We start from the raw sequence: 14,556 nt of genomic DNA, 5'->3' as shown, positions 1-14,556 counted from the left end.
AAAGTAAATAAAAAGTCGGCGCCGGTGAAGAAGTCTGCGACGAAGAAGTCTTCCGCGAAAAAAACGACGGTAAAAAAAGCGGCTGTCAAAAAAGCTCCCGCGAAAAAGGCTCCGTCTCATCTTGTGAAAGCAGCACCTGCGGTGAAGAAAATCGACTTAAGCAATTTCGTGACTCCCTTGGATGATCGATTGATTGTGCAGTTGTCAGGAACTGAGAAGATGACTCCAGGGGGACTTTATATCCCAGACACTGTCGCGGACACTTCTGGCAATCTTGAAGGATTTGTCGTGGCCGTGGGGCGTGGACATATGGGTAAAAAAGGGCAAGTGCGTCCGATGGATGTGCAGGTCGGTGATCGCGTTGTTTTCTCTGAATACGCGGGCTCAAAAATTAAAATTCAAAACGAAGACCTGATCATCCTCCGTGAGGGGGATGTTATGGGCGTAGTTTCAAAATAAAGGAATGAAAATGTTGAAAACGAATTTTTTGAAAGCGTTGGGTCTTTCAGTGGCGCTTTTGTCCACGACGGCTCAGGCAATGACCTTGGATTGGAGCGGTGGTTATCGTTTTGAATGGACCGAAGTAGATCGTCCCTCTTTAGCGACGCCCACACAAAGAAAAGCCTATGGTCTGAATTATCTTTACCTCAGCCCGAAAGTGATTGCGGCTGATGGGGTGAATGTCATTTCTCGTTTTGATGTGCTGAACAGTTCATTGTATCCCAACTCTCAAGTCGGGGAAATTTGGGGTTTGAACAATACTCAAGCCTCGGCAGCAACCAGCACCAATCAAGGTTCTGCCAGTGTGCAAGTCAGTCAATTGTATCTAAACGTGAATCAAGAGTACGGTGCGCTGATCGTGGGTCGCGCTCCTTTTGAGTTCGGTTTAGGGATGACATACAACGCCGGTAAGGGAGCTTTTGATCATTGGTACGACACTCGCGATATGGTGGCCTACAAAATCGTTGTGGGTGACTGGTTCTTCATGCCGGTGTTAAGCCGCAAACAATCAGGCGGATTCGGGCAAGGTGGAACAATTTCTTCCACGGGATTCCAGCTTCAGTATGAAAGTGAAGAAAATAAATCTTTGCTGGGTGTCTTCCAGGAAAATGTAAAGGGTGCCAAGGGGGCCTTGAACTATTCTGCAGATCAGATTGCCGCTTATGGTGGCGCTGGAACGGCTGCAAACTCGGATCTTAATATTCAACGCACGAACTTTGTATTGGGCCGCGGTTTTGATTCTTTCGGATTCAAATTAGAGGCGGGTTTCCAAACGGGTGAAACCGGCGTGACGACGGCTGCGGGAAAAGACATCAGCGTGAATGGCTACGGCATTGTGGCTGAACTATACGTTCCTCGTGCAGAGTCTAAATGGGATTGGAAGCTGAAGTTTGGGATGGCGACAGGAGATGATCCAGCGTCAACTGAATTTGGTGGCTATGCCCTTCATCGCAACTACGATGCGGGCATGTTGCTTTTCAATCATCGTTTGGGTCAAAGAGATTTCTTGAATACGGATATCTTCAAAGACACCACAAATTTGAATGTGGGAAATTCTGCGGATGATGAATCTATCAGCAACGCTGTTTTCATCGCGCCTTCGGTTGGCTATACATGGAATGATCGCCTTGATGTTCGTAACACCGTCGTGTACGGACAAATGTTGAATGCAGTAAAAAACTCTGTTGATTCTTCAAAAGATCTGGGCCTAGAATGGGATATCGAGTTGATTTACAAACCGAGTGAAAGAATTCAGTGGGTGAATCAGATCGGTCTTCTCTTCCCGGGTGCTGCCTGGAAAAACGGTAGTGACGGTTTGGGGAATGACTTTACATATGGATTTGCATCTAAAGCCGCCATCAGCTTTTGATTACGACGTGATTGCAACTTGTACGACAGCTTGATGACAACTTGAGACATCTTGTTTGGTGGTGAGCAGGGCCCGGGGGGCGAAAGTCCCCCGGGATTTTTTTTGTCCAAAGGTCTTCTGCAAATAAAAAAAGGGCCCGTCGTGGGCCCTTCGGAGGATCGGATCAAAATGTTTTCTTCTATTATTGCCCGCGAATCTGAGCTCTCATTCTGAGGGATTCGGGGGAAGCTGGACCCATGGGGCCGAAGCTCACGCCGGTGTTTTGAGTGGGCATAACCAAAGTGGTCGCACTTGGTGATGCGGACTGAACTTGAACTGGAACCAAGATGGTTTGTGTTCCTGCCGCAGCGGGGGCTGTGAGGTTCGCACCTGTTCTTGTTGAAACTCCAGGGTTGACGATGATAGTGCCACCAGTGTTGCGGCCTGGATTGGTCAAGCGAGGGCTCAAGTCAATCGCAGGGTTGACAGTAATTCCATTCAACATTGTGCCTTGTCCGTTCAAAGCATTGATCAAGTTGGTATTGAAATCTTGAAGGAACTTATTGTATGTCGAGTTCAACTCTACTGTGATGACATTATTGCCAGTCGCCTCTTGAAGCGCGTTGACGGTTTTTCCGCTCATTACACTGCGCAGACTTTCTAATTCATTGAGTCTTGCAAAGGCGTCTTGGCTAAGGAAAAGTCCTTCGGAAGTACCTTTGTTAGCTTCAGCTTGAGCTTTGGTCTGTTGAATTTGAGCGGCCTCAAATTTCATAATGTCAGTCTCTGCGACGATCAGATGTTGTCTGACGGATTCAAACTTAGTAGGTACTTCGCGAACAAGATCTTCGATCACAAAGAGAGCCTTATTGATGATCAGGTCTGTATTTGCAAAGGCATCATCTGAATTTTGGAAAGCCTGCCATGACGTCATATTAGTTTGAGCTCTTCTTGCGCGGGCTGAAATTCTGCGAGCTTCAGAGATCTGGCTGACCAGACGTGATTGAATCTCGGCCTTGTAGAATTGCAAAGCTTCATTTGGCTCAATCTTGCCGGCTTGTTTTTCATCCTTTAGAAGGGCAATGAAGCGCTCTTTATTGCAAGTCAAAGCTTCGTCTCTATCGGTGATTCGTTTACAAGCTTTGCGAATGGAATCAAAGGGGCTTTTCTTGACCACAACTTTTTCTGTTGTCACTTCAGCAGCGTCTTCTTCGGCTGCGACGACTTCTGCTTTAGGACGAACTTTTTGAAGAGCTCTTAAAAGTTGTACATTCAAAGCATCAATATCTTCTTTGTTCTTTGTGGTCAGTGGAATAGTTTCATAACCACAGGTATCGCACACTTTACCTTCAGTCATTTTTTTAGGGACAACAGCGAGGACTTCGCTTTCACCATTGTTAATGTATTTAACGGGCATCACGCCGTCAGTAGTGACAAGGCGGCTTTCAACAAGATCTCCGCTGGTGGACGCAAAGTCCGCCGAAGCAACTCCATCTTGATGAGAGTTTAAAGATACATTGAAGCCAAGGACAGCAAGCAAGGCCGCCGTCATAACCCATTTCTTTTGTGGGTAAGTGAAAGTTTTCATAAGTCCTCCTAGTTATAGGGCACATCCAGACCCTTTTTTCTACACTGATGTAAAGCGAGGGCCGCGCCAACGGAAGGGCCTCGGGCCAAGGAGGATAAGCGTTGGAAATTTCTAAGGGTTCTCATGTTGAGAAAGAGATTTTCAAAAGGAGGCTCTGTCAAACTTCTGGTGTTTCACTCTGGGAATGTTTAAAAACTCTGTGATCTCAATAAGTTACTGATGTCGTCAGAGGTTTTTCCAAAAACACGCAAAAGCGACGATTTCAGTCACTAAAAAGGCGTCTTGCCTAATAGAACGGTTTCCTTCATAAACATTTCGATGAAGTTTGTTTTTTCAAAGAGCCCTAAACCTGATCAATTTGCAGAGTCCGATTGGAATAATTGGACTTGGCAGCTTCGTCATTCCTTGAAGACGCAAGCCGATTTTGAAAAACATTTTGAGCTTTCCGCCGAAGAGCGAGCTGCCTTTCAAGGTGGCAAAGAGCTTTTCAATATTCGCACGACCCCTTATTACGCCAGTTTAGCGACCGGCAGGGGAGGAGATTCTCTTCGTCAGATCTTGATGCCTCATCGCCGAGAACTCGAAGGGGGGGCGCAACAGATGCTCGATCCTTTGGGAGAAAAAAAGAACAACCCCGCACCTCGTGTGATCCATCGTTATTCTGATCGAGCTTTGTTTTTAATTACTGATATTTGCAGCGTCTATTGTCGCTTCTGTACGCGCAAACACTTTACGGGACAAGAGCAAGCTTTCATTAAAAGCGAAGAGTACGAGCAGGCTCTTGCCTATATCCGAAACCATACGGGCTTGCGTGAGGTGATCTTATCCGGCGGTGACCCGTTGACGGTCAGTGATGCGCAATTAGAGAGAGTTCTGAGTGATCTTCGCCAGATAGAGCACATAGAAATCATTCGTATCGGCACACGGATGCCAGTGGTTTGTCCCATGCGAATCACAGATGATTTAGTGAAAATCTTGAAGAAGTATAAACCCGTTTACCTCATGTCTCACTTTAATCATCCCCAAGAGTTGACAGAAGAGGCGGCCATGGCGCTGGAAAGACTTGTTGATAATGGTGTCCCCGTGATGAATCAAATGGTGCTTTTAAATGGCATCAACAATCATCCGGCCCTGGTGCAGGCTTTGAATCGACGACTTCTTTATCTTCGCGTGAAACCTTATTACATGTTCCAGTGTGATCCATCCATCGGGACAGATCACTTGCGTACTTCCATTGAGGATTCATTGGAAATTCAGAAAGAGCTGTGGGGGCACCTCTCAGGTCTTGCAATGCCTCATTTGTCCGTGGACATTCCTGAAGGCGGAGGAAAAACTTATCTTGTTCCCAATTTTCAAGTGGGACAAGAAGGGACGACTCGGCACTTTGTGGGATGGGATGGGGTGAGGGCAGAATACGTCAGTCCCTCTGCTGAAAGTATTAGAAAACCCGATGCTTCTTTGTATGAAGAAGAGTGGCATTTGTTGAAAAATTCAAAAAACAGAAGTTAGTTTTTTACTCTTGAGATCTCACAACGAAACAAAATTTCGATTCAGTTTTACACAGGACTCGTCTTTTCAAACAGGGGATGATTTAAAGTCTTGATGAAATTCATCCCATGGTCCCGTGAAGTTCGCCTCTTGATTCCCGAAAAGTTTTCTACTGGTGACGGATTGTAATTAACTGGGGATAGAAATGGGAATGAGAGTTACAACGAACATCGCAGCCTTGAATGCGCAAAGGAATTTGGTAGGTTCACAACGAGCCATCAATGATTCCATGGCTAAGTTGGCTTCGGGAAGTCGTATTAACAAAGCCGCAGACGATGCTGCGGGGTTGGCAATTTCAGAGCGTCTTAAAGCACAAATTCGTTCTGCCAATCAGGCGCAACGAAATGCCAACGATGGAATTTCACTCATTCAAACTGCTGAAGGTGGTTTGAATGAGATTGGAAATATCATCGTGCGGTTGCGTGAGTTGGGAATTCAAGCCGCTTCCGACACCGTGGGCGAAAAAGAGCGGGGCATGCTCAACAAAGAAGTCTTGCAGCTTAAAGATGAAATGCAACGAATTGCCAAATCCACCACTTGGGGAACGACGAAACTTTTGGATGGGTCAGCTCCTAAGTTCGATTTTCAAGTGGGAATCGGCAATGATGCGTTTGCGGATCGCATCTCGTTCGATGCGGGATCTCATGCGGCAACCATCGATGCTTTGGGCTTAAGTGGATTGGATTATTCTACGAAAGAAGGGGCTCAGGAGGCTCTGACCAAGCTCGATGAAGCGCAAACTTCCGTCAGTGGAACGCGCGCCTATCTGGGTGCTTTACAAAATCGTCTGACTTCGACGGTTGATAATTTGGGAGTCACGCAAGAAAACTTGTCGGCGGCAAATAGCCGTATTCGCGACACGGATATTGCAGCGGCGTCCAGTGAAATGGTTCGAAATAATATTTTATTGCAGGCGGGAACATCTGTGTTAGCGCAGGCAAATCAAGCAAATCAATTGGCGCTTAAGCTGATTGGTTGATTTCTCCGTTAGGGGATGGTCAATTCCGACCATCCTCTTTTTTATGGCTTCAGTTCGACGGTCAAATAAGCATAATCATTTTCAACACCCTGACTGAAAGACATCGATTCAAGAGTCGAAAGATTTTTGAATTGAACCCAAGAGCTGGTGGAAGAAAACGCCTTGGACATCGGCTGATTGCGATCAATCACCCAATATAGGACTTCAAAGGCCGAGCGCTGGGCACCGCGATTCTCGTAGTGGCGAACTAGAAAATGAACCCGAAATTGACGAAGCCATTTGGTGCCCTTGCCGCACCAGACGTCCCAATCTGAAAGCTCCGGCTTATCAAAAACGTGAGTGCATTGAAGCTCGATCGTGCCATCGCTGGACTGATATTTGAAGACAACATTCTCCTCCGCAATAGCTTTGTTTCCCACTTTGGAAAAGCCAACGGGGGCTGCAGTGCTGAGACTCGAAAATGCGAAAAGAAACCCAAGAAGTGTTTTGGCAAAAGTTGTCATACTAAAAAGGCTAACAAGAGCCTCCAAGTGCGGCAATGAACGGCTGTTTTAACAAGACTTTGTGCAGGTCTGGATTTCAAAAGAAAAGGCCCAGGGATTCCTGGGCCTTTTTATCCTTAGGCGAACTAAGAAAAAGAATTAGAACGAGAACGAGTAGACAACTGAAGTGAAGGCTGCGTTTGAGGCAGACTTGCTGTCAAACCAGTTCCATACCTCAAGGCGCTCGACGCCGATGGCACCGTTCGTTCTAAGTTTCATTTGAGCTCCGTAACGGAAGCTGGGGCCCACGGCCGTGACATCGTCAGAGCCTTCCATTTTGATCATGGAGATACCAAATCCAGGAGCAAGGTAAGCATTGACAGAAGACGTGTCCACCAACTTGATCAAAGAGTGAGCGCCGAAGCTCAATACTTGAGGAACGCCAGCGTCTTTTTTCTCGGTTTGTAAGAACAAGTAGCCTCCCAAGGCCGCTTGCGTGTTTTCAAGCTCCATTCTGCCGCCTACATTCAATGCAGAGCTGGACATGCCAAGGCTGATGCTTGCCGACTTGTCGTTGTAAGCCGCGACATTTCTTGCCGCAAATGAAGTCGAAGAAGCTAATACACATAGAACCACTAATAGTTTTTTCACAGAACCTCCTATTTCAACGAACAAAGTTTTTGACGGGAATCCGTGATTTGGCAAGGAAAAATGAATTTTGCGCCCAATATAAAATCGTTTAGATTCGCTCTAGGCGCGCGTATTTGACAACGAACTTCTTCACCGTGTTGTCAGTGAACATCACGCTGACTTTGAAGTTCTCTCCTGCGCCCTCGGTCGCATAGATCGTTCCCGCGCCAAACGTGGGATGGCGCACCCGCATTCCCTTGGTGTATGGAGCCTGGGTGGAACCTTCATTTTCATAGTCAGGGAAGCTTTGGCTGTCATCAAAGCTTTCACGGCGAGCTTTGTTGCGATCCGATGAGGCGGAGCCCCAGCGAGGACTTCCCAATTCGCTGTCGGAGTCATAAGAGCTTGAGCCATATCTTGAAACGAAGCGAGGGCCCTCTGCGGCTGTTTTAAATTCAATGAAATTTTGCGGGATCTCTTTGATAAAACGGGACGGGGGATTGAATTGCTCTTGCCCCCACACGCGGCGCATTTTTGCATAAGTGAGCCATAATTTCTGACGAGCTCGTGTCATGCCGACATAAGCAAGACGTCGCTCTTCTTCCACGTCCTCTTCCCCATCTGCATCAAGGCTTCGACTGCTGGGGAAAAGATTTTCTTCTAGTCCGACGACAAAGACATAGGGATATTCCAAACCCTTAGAGATATGCAAGGTCATCATCGTCACCGAGTTCTGTTCTTGATCCAGAGAATCGACATCACTCACCAAAGCCATCTCTTCCAAGAAGCTGGTGAGAGTGGCTTCTTCGCCGCGCTCTTTGGCGAACTGAGCAATGGCGTTGTCAAGTTCCTCTAAGTTCTCGATGCGCGCTTGCGCCTCAGGCGATTCATCTTTTTTCAGAGCCATGAGGTATTCGGTGCGATCCAGGACAATGCCGTAAAACTCAACCAATTTGAAATCGACGGCGTGCCCTTGAAGTTCCTTCATTAAGTCGACAAAACGACGGATCTTGCCTGTCGTCCCCGCATTGAAGAGTCGCGCCTCACAGGCTTTTTCCGCCGCAACAAACATGCTGAGATTATTTTGGGCGGCATACTCCTCAATCTTCTCGACGGTGGTTTTGCCAATGCCTCGTGCTGGAACATTGATAATACGCTTCAACGCAATATCATCGGCCGGATTGATCGAGAGCTTCATGTAAGAAATCATATCTTTGATTTCCATGCGCTCATAGAAACGAACGCCGCCCACTAAGCGATAGGGGATTGCGATCGTGCGAAGTTGTTCCTCCAAAACCCGTGACTGCGCATTGGTGCGATAGAAAATGGCGTAGTCATTGTAGGAGCCTTCGCCTTCATTAATCATGGTCTGGATCGTTTTAGCGACGAAGCGAGCTTCGTCATACTCGTTCTTTTCTTCGCGCACCTGGATCAGATCCCCGGGATTGTTCGAAGTGAATAGAGTTTTGTCTTTACGTTGTGAGTTGTTTTTGATCACGGCGGTCGCGGCATTGACGATGTTTGCGGTGGACCGGTAGTTCTCTTCAAGCTTCACGACTTTGGCTTCGGGAAAGTCTTTTTCAAAATCCAAAATATTTTTAATGTCAGCGCCACGCCAGCTGTAGATCGACTGATCCTCATCCCCGACCACACACAAATTGCGATGAGCTTTGGCTAACATCTGCACCAGAAGGTACTGAATGTGATTCGTATCTTGGTATTCGTCTACCATAATGAAGCGAAACTTTTCTTGGTACATTTTCAGAATGTCGGGATACATGCGGAAGAGCTCATAGGTCTTCATAAGAAGATCATCGAAGTCCAGACTGTTCGCCTTCTTCATCTCTTTTTCGTAGGCCTTGTAAACCTCGACTGTTTTGGCATCCATTAAGCGGCGAGAGTTTTTCTCAAGCCCTTCCGGGGTGAGTCCTAGCATCTTGGCCTGGCTGATGCGGCTTTGAAAGCTTTTAGCGGGATACATCTTGTCGTTGATATCCAAGGCCGTCATGACCTTCTTAATCTGACTAAGTTGGTCCGAAGAATCATAGATTCCAAAGAACGGTTTGTAATCCAATAAAGTGATATGTTGGCGCAGAACCCGAACGCAGAAGCTGTGGAAAGTGTTAATCCAAAGCTGGGTGTGAATCTTGGCTCCCATGTCGGCCAAAATCTTGTAAATCCGATGTTCCATTTCTTTGGCGGCCTTGTTGGTAAAGGTCACGCACAGGATTTCATCGGGGGCGGCCACCCCTTGGCCGATGATATTGGCCATGCGATGGGTGAGAACCCGAGTCTTCCCAGAACCCGCTCCCGCCAGAATAAGCAGGGGTCCCTCGAGGGTCTCTACCGCATCTTTTTGCGAGGGGTTTAGATTTTTGGTAACAAAATCAAGAACATCCATGGGCTCGTCCGATCGCGAGTTGAGTCTCGCCTGTCTAAACTTTAGTGGAACTGACAAAGTTTGTCTATCCTCAAGTTTTCATTGAGTTTTTCGCCCATTCCGACTACAACTATAACGCAATAAGTCAATAGGCGAGAGGGATCCTCCGTTTATAGTGCTTAGGAAGGACTTTGTGAAGTGCGTTTTTAGCCGGATCACAGCAGCAATTTTAATCTCAGGACTGGTCGGTGCTTGCTCGCCGTCCCCTGATGCGGCCCAAGAAGCGGGTTCGGTGCGTGTTTTGGCTCCGTTGAGTAATTCCAAAGGCAGTTATTCCTTGGATATTTTTGAGTTGAAGGGGATTGAAGATCTGCAAACCATGACAGGAAAGTTCGTGCGCTTTTTTATGAGCCCACGAATTGTGAATAACCACCTTGAAGGCTCAGCTCCGAAAACTCGTTTTATTCGTAATTCAGATGGTGATTACATTCCTGGCAACGAAATGACCCAGCAACTTGTGACTCTCTATGCCCACATGCAGAAGTTGGCTCTTTTAGATGAAGAGCTGGGGGCTGGCGGCATTAACTCCTGGCCTCGAGACGTGGGAGTGGCGGTGAGAGCCAAGGGCGGAGTGAATAACAATGCCTTCTACGATGGCGCCACGGACTCCATGTTATTTGTGCCTTACACTCAAGACGGACTTCCTATTGCCATCAACGGTGGGATTTTGGCGCATGAACACTTTCACTCTTTGTTTTACAAAACAGTTTTAAACGATGGAACGGCCGAGGTTCATAGTCGCAAAGATTTCTTAAATAGAATCTTGATGGAAGATCTCAGTGCTCGGGAAAGAAAACTTCTTCCCGTTGCGACCGAAGCAGAGCTTACCGATGAACAAATGCACTTCTATTATCATTTGGCGTTCACTCGAGGCCTGAATGAGGGGTTGGCGGATTTCTGGGGTTGGATGTACACCGGCGATCCTGATTTTATCGCGCAGTCTTTGCCCAGCGAGAAATCTTTCCGCTCCTTGAAAGTGAAGGATGAAAGCTCCGTCAATTCGTTGCCATCAGAAGACGTGATTAAACGAGCGCTCAAAGTTTATTATTCAACGGGAAATAAGCAGCGTTTCGTCGACTATGTGACGGGTTATGCCTATTCCTTGGGGACACAATTTTCTCGAGTGCTTAAAAGATACACCGACATCTATGCAAAAGCGCATGGCGTGGAGGCTTTGCAAGCGCGTAAAGATACCGCAAAAATCATCGTGAAAGTGTTGCCGCAGCTTAAAGAGGACTTTTTGGCGGTAGGGAATAAGTATTATGCTTCGACTGACTTTGTAAATGCCGTCATCGCGAAGATGCAGGTCACTCAAGATATGAAAGAGGAAGAGTGCCAATTCTTTTCCGAGGTCTTAAATAATTCCAAGTCAGATTCCACGGTGAAGTATTCTTGCAAGAAGGATTCGGGATGGAGTATTGAGGCGACCGTCGAAGGGACGACACCGCCAGCCGGTGAAAGTTCCTCAAAATGAAGTACCGTCTTTTTGTTCTGACATTTCTATTTTCTGCCGTCGGGTGGGCTCAAACCTCCTCATTGCGAGCCTACTTATTGAATCCCGAGATGCGTTTTGAACGCGCCAACTCCCAAGAGATGATGGATCGCAGACCTTTGAATATCGCCTTGGGATATCAAAAAGAAAAGTTCAGCATTCTGGCGGAATATGCGCGCTTTGAAGAGGACACCGGGAATGCGACTTCGTCCCTTGATCGCACTCACCAGGATGTGGTGGTTTGGTTCCGTTATCACTTTTTGAATCGCATCGACAAACAAAGCCTCAGTACGACGACGCTCTTTGCAGGGGCCGGGGCTGGGGCCTACGAGGAGCAAGTGGTGACGACTCTTATGGGAGTTTCGCGCACGGATAAAACTCCGACAAAGTTCATGTCGGGATTTGTTGTGGGTGCCGAGTTTTCCATTCTTATGAACCCTCATTTTGGTTTTGTGTTCGGTGCAGAGGGACGCGGGCTGCTGGCCTCTGACTTTGATCCCAATCCAGTGTGGAGCGCGCTGCTACGCTTAGGAATTCAGGCTCCTCTTTAATGCTATTTCTCACCGGACTTTGGATCGACTCTGGTCATGTGTCATCAAAGAACATATTTTCTCTCATCGGACTCTCGCTAAAATGGGGACATGAAAACACTCAAAACTATTTTGATAGTCGTTTGTTTTTGGGGAGTCCTGGCAGAAGCCAGAAGCTGGGAGAAAATTGAAATTCCAGGAGCCGTCTGTGGAAACGGCCAACCTTACAGTGTCTTTTTAGATCGCAAACAAACAGACAGACTGCTCATCGAATTTATGAGCGGCGGAGCTTGTTGGTCTGAAGGGACTTGTTATGGCAATAGTCCTCTTGCCAGCCTTCAACCTCTGACGAGTGCGCCAGAGACCAGCGTTGTCGCCAAGGAAGGCGCCGGGAATCCCTGGAGTTACCACACAGCCTTGTACTTTCCTTATTGTACGGGGGATGTTCACGCGGGAATGCATGTGACGTCTTACAAGCCCCAAGTGTTGCTTTACCATGAAGGTTATAACAATGTGGCGAGGGCCTTGGAGTATCTCCATCAGCAGAACATCTTAAATTTTCAACAGATAAAAGACCTTACAGTTTGGGGAGCTTCCGCTGGCGCTATCGGAGCTTTGGTGCATAGTCGAACCATTGAATCTTATTTGAATCCCACGACCCATAAAACCTTGATTGCGGATAGTCCGGGCCTTCATTTCGGTAAGAACTTTTGGCGTAAGTTTTCCGCGGAACTCAATCGTGATTATCAAATGAACTTTGCCAAGATTGATCTTTGGTATTCTCTGGATGACGGTTTTTTGGCTCCGCACATGGGGCCAGTCTTTATGAAGCTCAGCGATTGGGATGTTGGAATTTTGCAGGCGACGAAAGATATGGTGATGTCGATTGTTTTCGGGAATATCAGCCCGGAAGCCCATCGCGCCCTCGTCTTGGGCCCTCAAGGAATCCCTGCCATTGCAAAAATGTATCCCAATGTCAGGGTGTGGATTGCGGAGACCACGAATCACACCTTCTTATTGCGGGATCAGACGGCCTCGTATCGAGATGTAAAAGGTGAACCGGCCTGGTCTTTTGCCGTTCGTGTTTATGGAATGTGAAGGGGAAATAAAAAACCCCACGCTTTTAGGTGGGGTTTTTCGGATGTGAAAAATGTTCTGTCTTAAGACTACTCAGTGATCTTTTGAACGATCGCTGATTCAATTTTTGTCTTACCCAAAAATTCTGTGCGATATGTTTGGGCTTCTTTTTGTGTCGCAAATTGACCGACACTGACGCGGTACCAAGTTTTTCCTTTGATGTTCGCAGGAACGTAGAAAGCACTGTAGCCTTTTCCTTTAAGATCAGAAGCCATTTTTTGAGCTTCGCCTTCGTCAGCGTAAGAAGCAACTTGTACAGTGAACTTTCCTACTGTGAATTGAGCGACATCTTTAGGTAAAGAAGACGGTACGCGCTCTTCTTTGGCGACGGTTTTTGTAGCCACAGGAGGAGTAGGAGTTTTTCCAGCAGCAATATTCTTCGCAGCAGAAAGAGGCTCTTCGTTTTTTGTCACAGGAGCTGACTTGTCTTTGGCGGGAGTTGGTTTGTGGATGTCAGCTTTTGTCTCGATTTTTGTTTTAGCCTCAGCAACCTCGCCGTGAGGAGTGGACTCTTCAGACGCCGCAGTTTCGCCATGCTGTTCTTCGGTGTTTGCGGGAACCGTTTCATCGGCCACAAACTCTTCTGCCAGCTTAGCGATTTCTTCGTCGGTCATCGCGCCAGCTTTATGTTCGCCTTCGGCTGCTGGGACAGACGCAACCTCGCGGTCTGCACCGTGAGTATTTTTTTGAGGCTCAAGGGCCGCCAGCTGATGTTGATTGTCACTGTATTTTTTGCCGACAAAAGTGCCGATAGAAAATGAAAGCAAAGAAATAAAGAAAACTATCGCTAGTTTGACAACGGCATCCGTTTTAGAACTCATTTTTTCAATCCTCATAATTGTTTAAACTCACTTGAGTTGTCTGCCCTCCGAGATTTCGGAAGCAGCTCTTAAGTTTAAGGTCCTTCCTTTGACCCTTCAATCATGTTAGCTTTAAGTCTTGGAACTGGTCAATCATCTGAGAGTCCTGTCTCAAAAGGAAAAGCATGGAAAATGGCGTAAAATCAATGGATTGGAAGCTGGTCTTAGGTCAGGCCATCAAAGCCGTGAGCTTGGGGCGCGAGGTCCTTCTTAATTATTTCGGTAACTTAGAACATATTGAGGAGAAGTTTCAGGCGGGACTGGTCAGTGAGGCAGATAAAGAATCTGAAAGAGTCATCGCGGAGCATCTTAAGAAAAATTTTCCATCCATCGAATTATTGGGTGAGGAAACCTTCGCTGCCAAACATGCTCCTGGGGCCAAGGTCCAGGCAGAGCCAGCAGGGGAAGAGGGGCGGTGGATTTTGGATCCTTTGGATGGAACAACCAACTATATCCATCGCTTTCCGATTTTTTGTATCAGTCTTGCCTTGGAAATGAATGGAGAGATTCAGTTGGCGGTGATTGATGTTCCTATTCTCAAAGAGACCTACACGGCCATTCGTGGTCAGGGGGCTTTTGTAAATGGTCGACCCTTGCGTGTTAGCAAAACCACAGAGTTGAAGAAGGCTCTTTTGGCGACAGGATTCGTGGCAGAGCATGAGCATGTGATCGCGGAGCAACTGAAAGTATTCGACGAAATGGTGCGCAAGTGTCGAGGCGTGCGCAGACCCGGAGCCGCCGCTTACGATCTGACTCAAGTCGCAAGAGGTGTTTTCGATGGTTATTGGGAAAGAAATATTCAGCCCTGGGACGCGGCCGCAGGAATTTTGCTAGTGCGGGAAGCCGGTGGAGTGGTGGAAACTTACCGCGGAGATAAATACCATCCTTACAAAAACTCGATTGTTGCCGGTAATGCGGAAGTTGTGCGGGAACTTCAAAAAGTCTTGCAGAATCATTTAAGTGCCGAGACCCAGTAGCTCTTAAAAAAAGACAAGCCCAACGCAAAACTGCCTTGGGCCTG

At 47.2% G+C, this 14,556-nt stretch carries 13 protein-coding genes; 8 read left to right on the top strand and 5 right to left on the bottom strand.

Features of this window, described 5'->3' with window-relative positions:
- Positions 1–168: 168 nt before the first annotated feature.
- Positions 169–459, top strand: coding sequence for a co-chaperone GroES (locus tag ACM64D_RS15185; protein ID WP_415064404.1), 291 nt, complete (start codon positions 169–171; stop codon positions 457–459).
- A 4-nt stretch (positions 460–463) separates the two neighbouring features.
- The gene (locus ACM64D_RS15180) at positions 464–1,870 is read left to right on the top strand and encodes a hypothetical protein (RefSeq protein ID WP_415064078.1); all 1,407 of its coding nucleotides are present in this window, start codon (positions 464–466) and stop codon (positions 1,868–1,870) included.
- Between the two features lie 181 nt (positions 1,871–2,051).
- Here the strand turns inward: ACM64D_RS15180 and ACM64D_RS15175 are convergent, their stop codons facing one another.
- Positions 2,052–3,437: a hypothetical protein gene (locus ACM64D_RS15175; protein ID WP_415064077.1), complete on the bottom strand. Its 1,386-nt coding sequence runs from the start codon at positions 3,435–3,437 to the stop codon at positions 2,052–2,054.
- Positions 3,438–3,755: 318 nt separating this feature from the next.
- Here ACM64D_RS15175 and ACM64D_RS15170 point away from each other — a divergent pair, with 318 nt between their 5' ends.
- The gene (locus tag ACM64D_RS15170) at positions 3,756–4,946 is read left to right on the top strand and encodes a KamA family radical SAM protein (RefSeq protein ID WP_415064076.1); all 1,191 of its coding nucleotides are present in this window, start codon (positions 3,756–3,758) and stop codon (positions 4,944–4,946) included.
- Positions 4,947–5,130: 184 nt separating this feature from the next.
- Positions 5,131–5,964 carry a flagellin gene (locus ACM64D_RS15165; protein ID WP_415064075.1) on the top strand — a complete coding sequence of 278 codons (834 nt, stop codon included), beginning with the start codon at positions 5,131–5,133 and terminating at the stop codon, positions 5,962–5,964.
- 41 nt (positions 5,965–6,005) lie between these two features.
- Here ACM64D_RS15165 and ACM64D_RS15160 read toward each other — a convergent pair whose 3' ends face one another.
- From ACM64D_RS15160 to ACM64D_RS15150, 3 genes are all read right to left on the bottom strand, one after another.
- Positions 6,006–6,467: a hypothetical protein gene (locus tag ACM64D_RS15160; RefSeq protein ID WP_415064074.1), complete on the bottom strand. Its 462-nt coding sequence runs from the start codon at positions 6,465–6,467 to the stop codon at positions 6,006–6,008.
- 138 nt (positions 6,468–6,605) lie between these two features.
- Positions 6,606–7,097 carry a hypothetical protein gene (locus tag ACM64D_RS15155; RefSeq protein ID WP_415064073.1) on the bottom strand — a complete coding sequence of 164 codons (492 nt, stop codon included), beginning with the start codon at positions 7,095–7,097 and terminating at the stop codon, positions 6,606–6,608.
- An 88-nt stretch (positions 7,098–7,185) separates the two neighbouring features.
- Complete coding sequence (locus ACM64D_RS15150) at positions 7,186–9,477, bottom strand: ATP-dependent helicase (protein WP_415064072.1); 2,292 nt, start codon at positions 9,475–9,477, stop codon at positions 7,186–7,188.
- Between the two features lie 172 nt (positions 9,478–9,649).
- Between ACM64D_RS15150 and ACM64D_RS15145 the strand changes: the two genes are divergently transcribed.
- From ACM64D_RS15145 to ACM64D_RS15135, 3 genes are all read left to right on the top strand, one after another.
- On the top strand, positions 9,650–10,990 hold the full coding sequence (locus tag ACM64D_RS15145) for a hypothetical protein (protein ID WP_415064071.1): 1,341 nt from the start codon (positions 9,650–9,652) through the stop codon (positions 10,988–10,990).
- Positions 10,987–11,559 (top strand): hypothetical protein, encoded by a 573-nt coding sequence (locus tag ACM64D_RS15140; RefSeq protein ID WP_415064070.1) that lies wholly within the window; start codon positions 10,987–10,989, stop codon positions 11,557–11,559. Before ACM64D_RS15145 ends, ACM64D_RS15140 begins: the two co-directional genes overlap by 4 nt.
- Before the next feature lie 90 nt (positions 11,560–11,649).
- Positions 11,650–12,636, top strand: coding sequence for a pectin acetylesterase-family hydrolase (locus tag ACM64D_RS15135; RefSeq protein ID WP_415064069.1), 987 nt, complete (start codon positions 11,650–11,652; stop codon positions 12,634–12,636).
- A 68-nt stretch (positions 12,637–12,704) separates the two neighbouring features.
- Here the strand turns inward: ACM64D_RS15135 and ACM64D_RS15130 are convergent, their stop codons facing one another.
- The gene (locus tag ACM64D_RS15130) at positions 12,705–13,496 is read right to left on the bottom strand and encodes an SPOR domain-containing protein (RefSeq protein WP_415064068.1); all 792 of its coding nucleotides are present in this window, start codon (positions 13,494–13,496) and stop codon (positions 12,705–12,707) included.
- 164 nt (positions 13,497–13,660) lie between these two features.
- Between ACM64D_RS15130 and ACM64D_RS15125 the strand changes: the two genes are divergently transcribed.
- Positions 13,661–14,512 carry an inositol monophosphatase family protein gene (locus tag ACM64D_RS15125; protein WP_415064067.1) on the top strand — a complete coding sequence of 284 codons (852 nt, stop codon included), beginning with the start codon at positions 13,661–13,663 and terminating at the stop codon, positions 14,510–14,512.
- Positions 14,513–14,556: the final 44 nt, after the last annotated feature.

The organism is Bdellovibrio sp., assembly GCF_047637665.1.
In the GTDB taxonomy this organism is placed as follows: Bacteria; Bdellovibrionota; Bdellovibrionia; order Bdellovibrionales; family Bdellovibrionaceae; genus Bdellovibrio.
The sequence above is the reverse complement of the archived record's forward strand: the minus strand, read 5'-3'. Positions and strand labels throughout refer to the sequence as shown.